This window comes from Chromobacterium sp. FG89, from assembly GCF_057808735.1.
The window spans coordinates 1-12,586 of sequence record NZ_JBMDIQ010000011.1; the positions used below are offsets into that span (position 1 = coordinate 1).

Annotated in this window: 12 protein-coding genes; 8 read left to right on the forward strand and 4 right to left on the reverse strand. The window is 64.0% G+C overall.

The genetic code is table 11. The annotated features are described in order from the left end of the window. Positions 1-473: 473 nt before the first annotated feature. Positions 474-818, forward strand: coding sequence for an H-NS histone family protein (locus ACODRW_RS12320; protein ID WP_107799839.1), 345 nt, complete (start codon positions 474-476; stop codon positions 816-818). Between the two features lie 171 nt (positions 819-989). Here ACODRW_RS12320 and ACODRW_RS12325 read toward each other — a convergent pair whose 3' ends face one another. Continuing rightward, complete coding sequence (locus ACODRW_RS12325) at positions 990-1,754, reverse strand: FCD domain-containing protein (protein ID WP_235087612.1); 765 nt, start codon at positions 1,752-1,754, stop codon at positions 990-992. A gap of 163 nt (positions 1,755-1,917) precedes the next feature. Between ACODRW_RS12325 and ACODRW_RS12330 the strand changes: the two genes are divergently transcribed. The 5 genes from ACODRW_RS12330 to ACODRW_RS12350 all read left to right on the forward strand — a co-directional run bounded on the left by ACODRW_RS12330 (position 1,918) and on the right by ACODRW_RS12350 (position 9,431). Next, on the forward strand, positions 1,918-2,658 hold the full coding sequence (locus ACODRW_RS12330; protein ID WP_107799837.1) for a (Fe-S)-binding protein: 741 nt from the start codon (positions 1,918-1,920) through the stop codon (positions 2,656-2,658). After that, the gene (locus ACODRW_RS12335) at positions 2,655-3,362 is read left to right on the forward strand and encodes a LutC/YkgG family protein (RefSeq protein WP_107799836.1); all 708 of its coding nucleotides are present in this window, start codon (positions 2,655-2,657) and stop codon (positions 3,360-3,362) included. The genes ACODRW_RS12330 and ACODRW_RS12335 overlap by 4 nt, the downstream gene beginning before the upstream one ends. After that, complete coding sequence (locus tag ACODRW_RS12340) at positions 3,359-4,822, forward strand: LutB/LldF family L-lactate oxidation iron-sulfur protein (RefSeq protein ID WP_107799835.1); 1,464 nt, start codon at positions 3,359-3,361, stop codon at positions 4,820-4,822. Before ACODRW_RS12335 ends, ACODRW_RS12340 begins: the two co-directional genes overlap by 4 nt. Next, a complete protein-coding gene (locus tag ACODRW_RS12345) occupies positions 4,819-7,644 on the forward strand; it encodes an FAD-binding and (Fe-S)-binding domain-containing protein (protein ID WP_488905852.1) in 2,826 nt (941 codons plus the stop codon). The genes ACODRW_RS12340 and ACODRW_RS12345 overlap by 4 nt, the downstream gene beginning before the upstream one ends. A gap of 158 nt (positions 7,645-7,802) precedes the next feature. Then, positions 7,803-9,431: a lactate permease LctP family transporter gene (locus ACODRW_RS12350; RefSeq protein WP_488905917.1), complete on the forward strand. Its 1,629-nt coding sequence runs from the start codon at positions 7,803-7,805 to the stop codon at positions 9,429-9,431. 211 nt (positions 9,432-9,642) lie between these two features. Here the strand turns inward: ACODRW_RS12350 and ACODRW_RS12355 are convergent, their stop codons facing one another. The 3 genes from ACODRW_RS12355 to ACODRW_RS12365 all read right to left on the reverse strand — a co-directional run bounded on the left by ACODRW_RS12355 (position 9,643) and on the right by ACODRW_RS12365 (position 11,669). Beyond that, entirely contained in the window at positions 9,643-10,110 is a 468-nt protein-coding gene (locus ACODRW_RS12355) for a hypothetical protein (protein ID WP_107799833.1), read from the reverse strand. Then, entirely contained in the window at positions 10,086-10,784 is a 699-nt protein-coding gene (locus ACODRW_RS12360) for a winged helix-turn-helix domain-containing protein (protein ID WP_488905853.1), read from the reverse strand. The genes ACODRW_RS12355 and ACODRW_RS12360 overlap by 25 nt, the downstream gene beginning before the upstream one ends. Positions 10,785-11,444: 660 nt before the next feature. Next, the gene (locus tag ACODRW_RS12365) at positions 11,445-11,669 is read right to left on the reverse strand and encodes a hypothetical protein (protein WP_107799831.1); all 225 of its coding nucleotides are present in this window, start codon (positions 11,667-11,669) and stop codon (positions 11,445-11,447) included. 331 nt (positions 11,670-12,000) lie between these two features. On the opposite strand from ACODRW_RS12365, the gene ACODRW_RS12370 reads away from it, so the two are divergent. Beyond that, the gene (locus ACODRW_RS12370) at positions 12,001-12,267 is read left to right on the forward strand and encodes a hypothetical protein (protein WP_146176662.1); all 267 of its coding nucleotides are present in this window, start codon (positions 12,001-12,003) and stop codon (positions 12,265-12,267) included. Between the two features lie 45 nt (positions 12,268-12,312). Further along, positions 12,313-12,459 carry a hypothetical protein gene (locus ACODRW_RS12375; RefSeq protein WP_157222177.1) on the forward strand — a complete coding sequence of 49 codons (147 nt, stop codon included), beginning with the start codon at positions 12,313-12,315 and terminating at the stop codon, positions 12,457-12,459. Positions 12,460-12,586: the final 127 nt, after the last annotated feature.

Sequence of the window (12,586 nt, forward strand, 5' to 3'; positions counted from 1 at the left end):
AACCGCTGACCTCTTGCATGCCATGCAAGCGCTCTCCCAGCTGAGCTATACCCCCACGGAGTGTTTCGTCCTTCCCGGCTTTCGCCCGGTCGGTCTCGACAGGAAGCGAACTATACCTAGGCTTTTCAGGCTGCGCAAGGCTTTTCTCAAAATATTTCCCTTGGCGGGCGCAGGGTGAGAAAGAGGGTTTAAGGGGCGGCGGCGGCGGCTTTTGACGCCGCTGGACGCAAAGCCGTGATTTTCTGGGAAAAATCAGTTTATTCCTATTCCAAGCCATTGGGGTGGCGGGGATAGAATATCCGCGGAAAAACAATTCACGTCCGGCATTAGCGCAAAGAGTTAATGCCGGACAAGGTTAAAGCCTGGCTCAAATCGGCGGCTAACGATGGATGGCATAGACATGAGAATGCCGGGCGCGGATTGGCCGGGGTGGGATAGGGACGCGACAGTCCGGCAAAGCTTAGGAGGCGTGCATGAATAAAAAACAGTTGATCAACGAGGACTTGCTGGACTCCTCCTCGGACCAGGCTTTGAAAGAAGCCGCGGTTTTCCTGCTGAACACCCTGACGGACCGCGTTCAGTTGCGTCAGCAGAAAGGGATAGAAGAAATTGAGCGGCTGGCCATGGCTTACGGCCTGATTCTGCCCAAGCTCTACGCCAAAAACGGCGTGACGCCCAAATATCAGAACCCGGCGATGCCTCACCAGACCTGGTCCGGCCGCGGCAGGCCGCCGGTGTGGCTGGTGGAGGCGGAGGCCAGGGGAGAGGACCGCGAGCGCTTTGTGATCAAGAGTCAGAAAAGATTGGGGCAGGTCTAGAAGCATTCACCATCTGCCGCGCCTTGTGAAGCCTGGCATGGCGAGCACCGCTTCGAAATGCTCGTGCGCCGCGAGCGCGTTCCGCTTCTTCCGCTGTTTTCATTTTGTCTCGCGCTGGCCCGCGAGAGCTTGGATGGATGCTGGCGCCGCGGCGGCCGGCTCAGGCGCGTTTCAAGGGTCCTGATGTTCCAGGCGCATGCGCGCTCGCGCATCGCGCTCCGCTTGCCGCTGCCTGCTTTGCAGCGTGGTGGCGACAAAGTCCAGATGTTGTTCCACCGCTTGCTGCGCGGCGTCCGGCTGTTTGTCGCGGATAGCTTCCCAGATGGCCAGATGCTGCGCGCGCAGCGCGTCCGCCACTTCTCCCACCGCGAACAAATCGGCGATATTGTCCTTGACGTGCCGATGCAGCATGGCCAGCAGGCTGCCGCTCAGATGGGCGAACAAGACATTGTGCGAGGCCTCGGCCACCGCCTGGTGAAAGCGCACGTCGGCCTGCGCCTGTTGGGCCAGATCTCCGCCGTCGTAGGCGTTCTGCAATTGATTCACGCAATGTTCCAGACGCTGTAGGTCGGCCGGCGTGGCGCGGTTGGCCGCGCTGCGCGCCGCCGCGCCTTCCAGAACCCGTCTGAATTCCAATAAGTCTCCGTGCAAGTCCTGATGCTGGTTCAGCAGCTTTTCCCAGGGGTCGGAAAACGCGGTCTCCAGCCGGTCCGTCACCCAGGTGCCGCCGCCCTGGCGGCTGCTGAGCAGGCCGCGCGACGCCAGTTGCTGGATCGCCTCGCGCAGCGAGGGCCGGGACACGCCGAACTCCTCGGCCAACTGCCGTTCCGGAGGCAGGCGATCCCCCGGTTTGAGCACGCCGTCCAGAATGCGCTTTTCCAGTTGTTCGACGATGACGTCGGAGAGTTTGGGGATGTTCAGTTTGGGATAGGCCATGGCGCCGGGCTTGTCGGTTCGGAAAAATTGGTCAGACCAGAGTGAGTGCAGCTTACCACAGCCGGTGCGGGAATCCGCGTCGTCATATTGACGGACTCAAGCAATCACTCTAGAGTTGTTTTAATAAAAATAATTGGTCTTACCAATTTACAAAGGAAACCGGATGAAGCCTGCCAACGTGTATCTGTTCGGCACCTGTCTGCTCGACCTGTTTTTGCCGCAGGCCGGCGTGGACGCCATCGCCTTGCTGGAAGGCCTGGGCTTGCGAGTGCACTTTCCGCAGCAACAGAGCTGCTGCGGCCAGCCGGCCTATACCAGCGGCCATCCGGCGGAAGCGCTGGCGGTGGCGCGGGCGCAGCTGGACTGTTTTGCCGAGGACTGGCCCATCGTGGTGCCGTCCGGCTCCTGCGGCGGCATGATCAAGCACCACTGGCCCAAGCTGTTCGCCGGCCAGCCGGACGAGGCGCGCGCCTGCGCGGCGGCCGCTCGGGTGGTGGAGTTCAGCGATTTTCTGCTCAACCATCTGGACTGGCGGCCGCAAGATCAGGGCCCCAAGGTGAAGGTGGCGGTGCACACCTCCTGTTCCGCCCGCCGTGAAATGAATGTGCATCTGTCCTCTTGGGCCTTGCTGGAGCGGCTGGCCAATGTGGAACGGGTGGTGCACGACCATGAATCCGAGTGCTGCGGTTTCGGCGGCACTTTTTCGATCAAGCATCCTGACATCGCCGGGGCGATGGTGACGGACAAGGCCGCCGCGCTGCGGGACAGCGGCGCGGTGGAGTTCATCACCGCGGACGGCGGCTGTCTGCTCAATATCAACGGCAAGCTGGCCAAGGAGGGCGGGGCGTTTCGGGGCCGGCATCTGGCCAGCTTTCTGCTGGAGCGCGTGGGAGGCAAGGCATGAGCGCCCGCGACGCCATTCTGGCCAAGCTGCGCGCCGCGCCGCGCGAGGAGCTGCCGCGGCCGGAGCTGGACGCGCATTTCCGGCGCTTCGCGCCGCCGCAGCACAGCCTGGACGCCTTGCGCGGCTGGGCGCGGGCGATGCGGGCGGTGAAGACCGAGGTGCTATGGGTGCGCGCCGACGACTGGCACACGCGGCTGGCGGTGTGGATCGCGCAGCGGCGGCCGGCCTCCTTGCTGCTGTCCGACACCGCGCACGGCCGCCGCGCCGAGGCGGTGCTGCAAGGCTTGCCGACGCCGCCGGCGCTGCGTTTCTTCGACCGCGCCGTCGACGACTGGAAGGCCGAGCTGTTCGAGATCGAGGCCGCGTTCACCGCGGCGCGCTGCGGCATCGCCGCCACCGGCACCCTGGTGCTGTGGCCGGACGCGCAGGAGCCGCGCACCATGAGCCTGGTGCCGCCGCTGCACATCGTCCTGTTCGACACCGCCACGCTCTATCCGGACTTCTACAGCGCGATGCGTTGCGAAAACTGGCAGGACGGCATGCCTACCAACGCCTTGCTGATTTCCGGCCCGTCCAAGACCGCCGACATCCAGCTGACGCTGGCCTACGGCGCGCACGGTCCGCGTGAACTGCTGGTGCTGGCGCAGCTGCCCGAGCACATCGATCCGGCGCAGCTGGAGCAGGCGGAGGAGGCCCGACCATGAGCGAGCACAAGATCGAGCTTTATCCCTCGCGCCAATTCAAGCAGCAGGCGCGCGCGGCATTGGCCGACGGCGAACTGCGCCACAGCCTGCGCGGGGCGATGGATTTCCTGATGGCCAAGCGCTTGTCGGCTTTCGACGATCCGGCGGAGCTGGACGCCTTGCGCGCGCTGGGCGAGGCCATTCGCCAGCGTTGCCTGTCGCGGCTGCCGGACTTGCTGGAGCAGTTGGAGGCGCGGCTGAGCGCAAACGGCGTGCAAGTGCATTGGGCCGAGACCGCGGACGAGGCCAATCGCATCATCCACGGTCTGGTGGCGGCGCGCGCCGGCCGGCTGATGGTCAAGGGCAAGTCCATGGTCAGCGAGGAAATCGAACTCAACCATTATCTGGAAGCGCGCGGCGTCGCCGCGGTGGAAAGCGATATGGGCGAGTACATCGTGCAGCTGGCCGGCGAAAAGCCCACCCACATCATCATGCCGGCGATACACAAGACCAAGGCCGACATCGCGCGGCTATTCCACGACAAGCTGCCGGGCACGCCCTACACCGAGGACGTGGACGAGTTGATACAGATAGGCCGCGGCGCGCTGCGCCGGCTCTATCTGGACGCCGACGTCGGCCTGTCCGGCGTCAACTTCGCGGTGGCGGAAACCGGCACGCTGTGCCTGGTGGAGAACGAGGGCAACGGCCGCATGTGCACCACGGTGCCGGACCTGCACATCGCCATCACCGGCATCGAGAAAGTGGTGGAGAAGCTGGCCGACGTGCCGCCCTTGTACAGCCTGCTGACCCGCTCTGCCATCGGCCAGCCCATCACCACTTATTTCAATATGATCAGCGGCCCGCGCCGCGCCGGCGAAAAAGACGGTCCGCGTGAAGTGCATCTGGTGCTGCTGGACAACGGCCGCAGCCAGGCCTACGCCGACGCGCAATTGCGCAAGACGCTGCAATGCATACGCTGCGGCGCCTGCATGAATCATTGCCCGGTCTACGCCCGCATCGGCGGCCACGCTTACGGCACCACCTATCCGGGGCCGATCGGCGAGATCATTTCGCCGCATCTGCTGGGCCTGGAAAACACCCGCGATCTGCCCACCGCCTCCAGCCTGTGCGGCGCTTGCGGCGAGGTCTGCCCGGTGAAGATCCCCATCCCCGAGATGTTGATGCGGCTGCGCGAGGAAAGCCAACGTCCGGCCGGGGAGGCGGTCAGCCATCCGCTGCGCGGCCAGGGCGCGGCGGCCAGCGCGGCGGAGCGGCTGGCCTGGAAGGGCTGGCGCCAGGTCCACGCCTCGCCGCGGCTGTACCGCTGGTTCGGCTGGGGCGCCACCCGGCTGCGCAAGCTCGCGCTTGGCGGCCAGTTGGGCTGGACCCAGAACCACGCGCCGCTGACGCCGGCGCCCAAGACCCTGCACGAGCTGGTGCGCGAACGCGAAGCGCGCCGCGCCGCCGGGGAGCGGCCATGAGCATGAGCCCGGCGCATCAGGCTTTCCATCAGGATTTGCTGGCGGCGATGCCGGCGGCGCGCATCTACACCGACCCGCTGTCCACATTGGCTTACGGCACCGACGCCAGCTTCTACCGGCTGCGGCCGCAAATCGTCGCCCGCGTCGACTGCGAGGCGGAAGTGGCGGCCATCCTGGCGCTGGCGCGCCGCCACCGAGTGGCGCTGACCTTCCGCGCCGCCGGCACCAGCTTGTCCGGCCAGGCGGTCAGCGATTCGGTGCTGGTCTTGCTGGGCGATGGCTTCAACCATGGCCAGATCTTGGACGACGGCGCGCGCGTCCGGCTGGGGCCGGCGATGATAGGCAGCCACGCTAACGCCCTGCTGGCGCCTTACGGCCGCAAGATCGGCCCGGACCCGGCGTCGATCAATAGCGCCAAGATCGGCGGCATCGCCGCCAACAACTCCAGCGGCATGTGCTGCGGCACCCGCGACAACAGCTATCACACGCTGGCGGCGATGCGCCTGCTGCTGCTGGACGGCGCTGTGCTGGACACCGGCGACGCCGCCAGCGTGGCGGCTTTCCGCCAGTCCCACGCCGCGCTGCTGGCCGGCTTGTCCGGCCTGGCGGCCGAACTGCGCGCCGACGCGGCGCTGGCCGAGCGGGTGCGCCGCAAATACCGGCTGAAGAACACCACGGGCTACGGCATCAACGCCTTGCTGGATTTTGACGACCCGGTGGACATGCTCAGCCATGTGTTGATCGGTTCCGAGGGCACGCTGGGCTTCATCAGCGAAATCACCTTCCACAGCGTGGTCGAGCATCCGCACAAGGCTTCGGCCTTGCTGCTGTTCGACGCGCTGGAGCCGTGCTGCCGCGCGGTGTCGGCGCTGAGCGCGGCCGCAAACGCCCACGGCGTGGCGGCGGTGGAGCTGATAGACAGCCGCAGCCTGCGCGCCTTGCACGGCAAGCCGGGGCTGCCGGATTTCCTGGCGCGGCCGTTCGGTCCGGAGGAGGCCTGTTTGCTGATAGAGGCGCGCGCCGGTTCCGAGGCGGAGCTGGAGCGCCATTGCGCGGCGATAGACCAACTGCTGGCGGGTTTCGCGCCGCGCCTGTCCAGCGGCTTCAGCCGCGAGGCCGCGGTCTGCGACAGCTATTGGGCCTTGCGCAAGGGCTTGTTTCCGGCGGTGGGCGCGGTGCGGCCGCTGGGCAGCACCGTGGTGATCGAGGACGTGGCTTTCCCAATTCCGCAGCTGGCCGACGGCGTGGCCAGGCTGACAGCCTTGTTCGACCGCCACGGCTATGACGAGGCCTTGTTGTTCGGCCATGCGCTGGACGGCAATCTGCATTTCGTGTTCGCGCCCAGTTTCGACAGCGAGCGGGAGGTGGCGCGTTACGACGCCTTCATGCAAGACGTCAGCGCGCTGGTGGCTGGCGAATACGACGGCTCGCTGAAGGCCGAGCACGGCACCGGCCGCAATGTCGCGCCCTTTGTGCGCCAGGAGTGGGGCGACGCCGCCTGGAACATCATGCGCCGCATCAAGGCCTTGTTCGACCCGGACGGCCTGCTCAATCCCGGCGTGATCATCACCGACAACGAGCGGTTGCACCTGGAAAACCTCAAGCCCTTGCCGGCGGCCGATCCCCTCGTCGACCGCTGCATCGAATGCGGCTTTTGCGAGGCGGCCTGTCCGTCGCACGGGCTGACGCTGAGCCCGCGCCAGCGCATCGTCGCCTGGCGCCGCATCCAGCAACTGAGCCGCGACGGCGGCGCTGCGGAAGAGCTGGCCGCGCTGCGCGCCGATTTCCGCTACCGCGCCATCGATACCTGCGCCGCCACCGGCATGTGCGCGACGCGCTGTCCGGTGGGCATCAATACCGGCGAATTGATGAAGCGCTTGCAAGGCCCGTCGCCGCGGCCCCGCGCCGCGCGCTTCGCCGCCCGCCACATCGGCGCCGCCGCGTCCGCCGTCCGCGCCGGCCTGGCGCTGGCGCATCTATTCGGGCCGGAGCGGCTGCACCGCATCAGCCTGCGGCTGCGCCGCCGCCACAAGGTGATTCCCTTGCTGCCCGCGCAGCTGCCGCGGCCGGCCGGCTGTCTGCCCGCCGCCGGCGGCGACGGCGAGCCGGTGGTGCTCTTCCTCAGCTGCGTCAACCGCGCGCTGGCCGCGGACGCCGACGGCGGCAACGCCGCCGCGCCCACGCTGGCCTTGCTGCGCCGCGCCGGTTTCAGCCCTCGCTATCCGGCTGGCCAGGATGGCCTGTGCTGCGGCCAGCCCTTCGCCTCGGCCAATGCGGCGGAGGCGCTGGACATCAGTCAGAACGCGCTGAACCGGGCCTTGCTGGCCGCCAGCGAAGACGGCCGCCATCCGGTTTACCTGGACAACGGGCCGTGCGCGGCGCGCATCCTGTCCGCCCAGCGCCAAGGCCGGCTGGACGCGCGCTTGCGTCTGTTCGACGCGGCCCGCTTTCTGGACGCCTTCGTCGCGCCGCGGCTGGCGGTGACGCGCAAGCTGGAGCAACTGGCGCTGCACATCCCCTGCAGCGCCGCCGAGATGGGCGCGGCGGACGCGCTCAAGCGGCTGGCCGGCCGCTGCGCCGAGCGGCTGACGGTGCCGGACATCGCCTGCTGCGGCTTCGCCGGCGACAAGGGCTTCACCGTGCCGGAACTGAACGCGCACAGCTTGCGACGGCTGCCGCCGGCCTTGCCCCAGGGCTGCCGCCACGGCGTGTCGATGAGCCGCACTTGTCAGATCGGCCTGAGCGAGCACGCCGGCTTTGAATACCGCAGCATCGAGGCGCTGCTGGATTTTTGCACCACCCCTGGAAGCGGCCCGCTATGAAGGCCGTATTGATGGCGCCGCCGCCCGGGCGGCCGGCGCCGAGTTGAAACGCCGGTAAACATCCTTCCCTGAACGCATTCCGTCCACACGGCCGCGGCTGGTCCGCCGCCGCGCGGATGTTTGTGCGCGCAAGAAGAAGGAGAGACTACAGAGGAGACATCATGATCTGGACCCAAAACTACTTTCCGTCCGGCGGCATGGCGCTGTCGGCGCTGATGGCGGCCTTGCCGATTATTTTCTTTTTCCTGGCGCTGGCGGTGTTCCGGCTCAAGGGCCATGTCGCCGGCAGCCTGACCGTGCTGCTGGCCTTGCTGGTGGCCACGCTGTTCTACGGCATGCCGGCGGACATGGCGCTGGCCGCCGCCGGTTTCGGCTTCGCCTACGGCCTGTGGCCCATCGCCTGGATCATCATCGCCGCGGTGTTTCTGTACAAGATCACCGTCAAGACCGGACAGTTCGACATCATCCGCGCCTCGGTGTTGTCGGTGACCGAGGATCAGCGCCTGCAGATGCTGCTGGTCGGCTTTTCCTTCGGCGCCTTCCTGGAGGGGGCCGCCGGCTTCGGCGCGCCGGTGGCCATCACCGCCGCGCTGCTGGTGGGCCTGGGCTTCAATCCGCTGTACGCGGCCGGCCTGTGCCTGATCGCCAATACCGCGCCGGTGGCTTTCGGCGCCATGGGCATTCCCATCATCGTCGCCGGTCAGGTCACCGGGCTGGACCCTTTCGCCATCGGCGCCAAGGCCGGACATCAACTGCCGTTTCTGTCGGTGCTGGTGCCGTTCTGGCTGGTGATGATGATGGACGGCCTCAAAGGCGTGCGCCAAACCTGGCCGGCGGTGCTGGTGGCCGGCGGCTCCTTCGCCGTTACCCAGTATTTCACTTCCAACTACATCGGGCCGGAACTGCCGGACATCACTTCGGCCCTGGTCAGCCTGGTGTGTCTGACGCTGTTCCTGAAAGTGTGGCAGCCGCGCGAGATCTTCACTTTCGCCGGCCGCCGCGCGCCCAGCCCGCGCCAGCCATCCGGCTTCGGCCTGGGCCGGATCGCCCGCGCCTGGGGGCCGTTCCTGATCCTGACCGCGCTGGTGACGCTGTGGAGCCTGAAACCGTTCAAGGCCTTGTTCGCCAAGGGCGGCGCGCTGGAGCACTGGGTGCTGAAGTTCCATGTGCCGTATCTGGACAATCTGGTGATCAAGACCGCGCCCATCGTGGCCGCGGACAAGCCTTACGAGGCGCTGTACAAGCTGGACTTGCTGTCCGCCGTGGGCACCGCCATTTTTGTCGCGGCCTTGCTGTCCATCGCGCTGCTGCGCTTCCGTCCGGCGCAGGCCGCCGCCGCCTTCGGCGAAACCCTGCTGGAACTGAAGCGGCCCATCCTGTCCATCGGCATGGTGCTGGCCTTCGCCTTCGTCGCCAATTATTCCGGCATGTCCAGCACGCTGGCCTTGTGCCTGGCCAATACCGGCAAGGCCTTTCCCTTTTTCTCGCCCTTCCTGGGCTGGCTGGGGGTGTTCCTGACCGGTTCCGACACCTCGTCCAATGCCTTGTTCTCGGCCTTGCAGGCGTCCACCGCGCATCAACTGGGCGTGTCGGATATCTTGCTGGTGGCGGCCAACACCACCGGCGGCGTGACCGGCAAGATGATTTCGCCGCAGTCCATCGCCGTGGCCTGCGCGGCGGTGGGCCTGGTGGGCAAGGAGGCGGACCTGTTCCGTTTCACCCTCAAGCACAGCCTGATCTTTTGCAGTCTGGTGGGGGCGATGACTTACGCGATGGCGTATTTCTGAGAACCTGTTCAATGTCTGCTGCGCTTCAGCGATACGGCGTTCAAAACAAGCTCAAAATGCTCATGTACCACGTGTACATTCCGCTTTTTCGCTCGTTTTCGCCTTGTCTCGCTCTTGCTCGCGAGACTTTGAACAGGCTCGGAGATCGTGAACAGGTTCTGAGAACCCGGCTCAAGGCCCGGCGGCGTGGACGCGCCGGGCCGGGGGCGGCTTACAGGATTTCCTGGTTTTCGCAGAAGAAGCTGATCGAGTCGAAATTGACCTGGGTGACATGGTTGGTGACCGGCACCATATTGATCAGGTGGCGGGTGCCGATGTCGAAGATATGGTATTCGCTGGCCAGGCTGCCGTACTCGGACGGCGACTTGGTCTTTTTGACGATGGTGACCGCGTTGGCCTCGCCGTTCCAGCCGTAGCTGGTGTTGAACTGCAGCAGGCGGTTGATGTAGTCGCCGGTGGGCGAATGCAGGAAGAAGTGGATGGTCTCGTTCTTCATGTCCAGATCGATGAAGCCGCTGGTGATCGCCGTCTCTCCGCTATTGCGCGGGAATTTGAGCTCGGAGATGCGGGCGGTGCAGATGGTGCGGCTGTCCATGATGTAGTTGTGGCCGGCATAGCCCAGATAGAGCGCGATCAGAAACAGTCCGAGAGCGATCAGAACACGATTTTGTTTTTGCAATTGAGATCGCTCCCGTATTTCTTGTCGCACAGATAACTCGCCGTGCATTTGCCGCTCTTGATGTAGAAGGCGTCGCCGCCGCTTTCCGGTAGCTTGGGCGCGTCGCGGTAGACATTGCCCACCACGAACAGGCTGCGCGCGCCGTCGCGCATTTTATGAATGTTCATTTGCGGAATCCACCAAGAGGCGTGCCAGCCCAAGAGCAGGCCCGCGGCGGTGATGGCCAGCATGGCCAGCGCCTGGCGACGATCGACGCGGGCCGGCAACCGCCAGCGCGCCATGCGCCGCTTGGGCGCCGGTGCGGCTCCGGCCGCGGGCGGGAGGCTTTCCGGCGCGGGCAGGGCGCCGTCGGCGTCCTCCCGCGGCTCCAGCGTGGCGAAGGCGCCGACGAATTGGCAGCCGCGTCTCGGAATGGTCTTGATGATCTTGGGATCCAGCCCGCTTTTCTCAAGCTGCGCGCGCAGATCGAATACCAGCTTGTGGTAGCTGGAGTCGGTGACGATGGTTTTCCCCCATACGTTTTCAATCAGCTCGTTTTTTTCGAACAGTCCGGAGAGCAAGAGCTTGAGCAGCAGCGCTTCATTGTATTTCAGGATGATCTTGTCTTGATCCCCGGGCAGCAGGCTGCCCTCGTCAGGGTCGAAGACGACTTTGTCTTCAATATGGAATCTCATTTTTATAATCTTTCTTCCCACGCCGCGGCCGGTATTGGAAACGCCTTGCGGCATTTGATATTACGGCCAGGACGGGTTCGGCGATATTTTAAATTACCCCATAGGTAATTTGCTCTAAATCGATTATAGGTAGCAATACCCAACTGCCAAGCTGGCCTTGCCAAGTGATGTTGCGGGGGAGCCGAAAGGTAAGCGGAAATGACAAGAGCGCCGGGCGCGCTCTTGATTTGACGTCAAATATTTTCCAACAGAATCCGCTTCTTTTCAAGAGGATGGCCGCGTTCGCCGCGCGGACCGCATGCGCGAGCGGACGGCGAAGTCCGCTGGAACTCAGGCCTGTAGGGCATTGCCGCCGGGATGGCGGCGTCGGGGAATCCGGCGTATTCGGCGTGGCCGGCCCGCAACGAAAACCATGGATTTGGCGAAAGGCCGGAGCGGCCGGCGATGACTACGGAATTGTAGCGACGCGATTACAGCGCGCCGGCGCCGGAACGGAGCCGAAACGCCCGCCGAGGCGAGTCCGGCGCGAAGCGCGCATGAAAAACCGGGATAAGGGAGCCGCCAATAAGATGGCCTGTCGCTTGCTATTGAGGACTGAGTGGAATTGACGGCTCTGGCAAATGGCTGCGGCCGCTTGTTAAAACCAGCGGCGCTTTTGGCTTAATGCGTGGATTTAAGCTGTGTGATTTCTTGTTGCGCTCGCAGCAGCTCCTGCTCTATCGCATTAATTCTTTTATCTCTGCTGTTAAGTTCGTTTAACAGTTGCTCGCTCAGCAATTGCGCCTGATCCAGGCATAGGATCAGTGCGGAGAGTTTGGCGCTGTTGGCGAGTTGCTCCATTAGAGGATTGCCGGCGTTGGCGTGGTCTTTGTTTTTATATTGCATGCTGAATGATGTGTGTTGTTATTCAATACATTTAGGCAGTCGAAAGCGTATTTCGCGCCCACGGAACAGAGCGGAGATCATAGCATGCAGTTTGGATGAGCGGGGGCGCAAGCCTTGAGAATTAAGCTTTTTGCCAGGGGTGGTAAGGAATGATAATGATTGCTGCGGCCGTTGTTGGCCCTGTTCGGGCCGATATCGGACCTGAGGCGGCGGTCAAAACGATAATCATTTCTAATGGCTGATAATAAATTGTACTGGTTTGGATAAAGACATTTAGTATCAACAGGGTTAAGCTGGCCGCTGATGTTTTTTGGAGGCAGTGGCCGTGTTAATGGCGGGAAATGAAAAAGTATTGGAAGGCTTGGCCCAAGAGCGGGAGATGATTTGGCGGCAGGATTTGGAGAGTTTGACGGTTTATATCGAAAACCTGATTAGAAAAACCTCCGCCATGGGCGCGGTGGTGCCTGGACTCTATCGCGCTTTGAGAATATGCAGCGTCGCCCTGAAAGGCGGCGGCGTGGGCGGCAAGGTGTATCTGACGCGCAAGGAGCGTTTGGATATTTATTGGGCGGTGAAGTCGGAAGCGTTTTCCATTTGATTATTGGTCAGTAGTGGCGTTTATTTTTGGATTGGGAAATCAATTGTGTCGCTGATCGGTTTTGTATGTTGTCGCGTATTTAGCATCGCTTTGTTCTGGTGCGGGATGAAGGCGCTGGGCATAGGCGTTTTGATGCTGCTCTTGCATATTGGCAAGGAGAAGGCTTTGAATGCGCCCTTGCGGCGCGAGTGAGCGCCTGCGCCTGGTTTGTGGCAGCAAAGTCAGGCGCGGGCTTCTCCTCGCCCCGCCGGAGCGGGCGAAATGAGGATTGTCGGATTGAAATGAAATGGGGCCGCGTTGCGATAACGCGGCCCTTTTG

What these genes read in the sequence shown, in the direction of transcription:
- ACODRW_RS12320 (WP_107799839.1), top strand. Translation starts at nt 474, where the DNA reads ATGAATAAAAAACAGTTGATCAACGAGGACTTGCTGGACTCCTCCTCG.
- ACODRW_RS12330 (WP_107799837.1), top strand. Translation starts at nt 1,918, where the DNA reads ATGAAGCCTGCCAACGTGTATCTGTTCGGCACCTGTCTGCTCGACCTG.
- ACODRW_RS12360 (WP_488905853.1), bottom strand. Translation starts at nt 10,784, where the DNA reads ATGAGATTCCATATTGAAGACAAAGTCGTCTTCGACCCTGACGAGGGC.
- ACODRW_RS12365 (WP_107799831.1), bottom strand. Translation starts at nt 11,669, where the DNA reads ATGCAATATAAAAACAAAGACCACGCCAACGCCGGCAATCCTCTAATG.
- ACODRW_RS12325 (WP_235087612.1), bottom strand. Translation starts at nt 1,754, where the DNA reads ATGGCCTATCCCAAACTGAACATCCCCAAACTCTCCGACGTCATCGTC.
- ACODRW_RS12370 (WP_146176662.1), top strand. Translation starts at nt 12,001, where the DNA reads ATGGCGGGAAATGAAAAAGTATTGGAAGGCTTGGCCCAAGAGCGGGAG.
- ACODRW_RS12345 (WP_488905852.1), top strand. Translation starts at nt 4,819, where the DNA reads ATGAGCATGAGCCCGGCGCATCAGGCTTTCCATCAGGATTTGCTGGCG.
- ACODRW_RS12340 (WP_107799835.1), top strand. Translation starts at nt 3,359, where the DNA reads ATGAGCGAGCACAAGATCGAGCTTTATCCCTCGCGCCAATTCAAGCAG.
- ACODRW_RS12335 (WP_107799836.1), top strand. Translation starts at nt 2,655, where the DNA reads ATGAGCGCCCGCGACGCCATTCTGGCCAAGCTGCGCGCCGCGCCGCGC.